Genomic DNA, 1,317 nt, shown 5'->3' with positions numbered 1-1,317 from the left:
CTAGCAGTTTGCTGAAAAATCTTGAAATGGAGAGTTTTCGTATTCTCGCCGGTCGTTGTTACGGCGACGCGGCGGAGTTGGATGTAATTTTCTAGCCTGGCGTTGGGTGTACCCTGACGCGGGGCGGCTAAGCGGCAAGCAGTTTGGGAATGCGGATCAGGTTATAGGCGATCAGATTGAGCAGGAAGTCGGCGGCGACGCGAGCGATGCCACGATGTTTGGTCTTGCGCATGGTGCCATGCTGCTTGCCCCATCCGAAGATGCACTCGACCATCGCCCGGCGTGATTGCGACATGCTATATCCCGGATGCCGCGTGGTTCGTTCGTCGATGGCGCTGTTGCGGGTCTTGCCGGTTTTGGTGACGGCCTGGTTCTGCGTCACATGTGGCGTCACGCCGATGGCGCGAAGATTGGCGACATGATCGGCCGTATCGTACGCCTTGTCCTCACCGGCCGTGATGCGGCGGCCTGCGGCTTTGCGTCTCGCCTTCAGCATGGTCTCCGAAGCCCGGCGTTCGGCGGTGCCATTGGCATGCGTGACCCTGCCGGCCACCGCCAGCCCATGCCGGTTCTCCATGGTGGCGTGGCCCATATAGCAAAGCTTGGCCTCTCGTCCGGCCGCCTTGCGATAAAGCCTGCTGTCCGGGTCGCTGGTACTCGCATGAGTGTCGTTCTTGCGCTTCTGGCCGTGGAAGTTGGCGCCGTCATCATCGTCACCGCTGCCGTCCTTGGGGCGAAAGCTCTTCTGTGAAGCCCAGGCTTCGATCAGCGTTCCATCCACCGAGAAGTGCTCGTCCGACAGCAGCGGCTTGACCTGCGGATGGTTCAGAAGCCTGGTCATGAACTTCGTGAACACATCGCCGTTCTGCAGCCGCTCCCGGTTCTTGGTGAAGGTGGTCGGGTCCCAGACCGGATCGTCCGGCGACAGGCCCACGAACCAGCGATATAAAAGATTGTAGTCCAGTTGCTCCATCAACTGGCGTTCTGAGCGGATGCCGTAGAACACCTGCAGCAGCAAGGCGCTCAGCAATTGCTCCGGAGGGATCGAAGGACGTCCCTCGTTGGCGTAGAGCCTCCCAAGGCTGCGGTTCAAATCACTCAAAACATCCCGGACAAGTTCCCGGACCTTCCGCAGCGGATGGTTCGCTGGCACACGCTTATCCGGCACGATGTACGAAAACAGGCCGCCCTGATCCGTAAACCTGCCGCGCATGATCATCTCCACCGATTCGAGATGATAAAGTGAATCATCAAGCCCCCTCCGTGGCGAGGGGTTTTTCAGCAGACTGCTAGTCTTACTGAGTCAGAGTGTCGCGG

The 1,317-nt window shown here is 59.5% G+C and carries 1 protein-coding gene; it reads right to left on the bottom strand.

All coding sequences use genetic code 11. The annotated features are described in order from the left end of the window. Nucleotides 1–127 precede the first annotated feature (127 nt). Entirely contained in the window at nucleotides 128–1,213 is a 1,086-nt protein-coding gene (locus CQ13_RS15880; RefSeq protein WP_057843805.1) for an IS5 family transposase, read from the bottom strand. Between the last annotated feature and the right edge of the window lie 104 nt (nucleotides 1,214–1,317).

This window comes from Bradyrhizobium retamae (assembly GCF_001440415.1).
Classification (GTDB): Bacteria; Pseudomonadota; Alphaproteobacteria; order Rhizobiales; family Xanthobacteraceae; genus Bradyrhizobium; species Bradyrhizobium retamae.
Note: the sequence above shows the minus strand (reverse complement) of the source record. Positions and strands in the feature narration are given on the sequence as shown.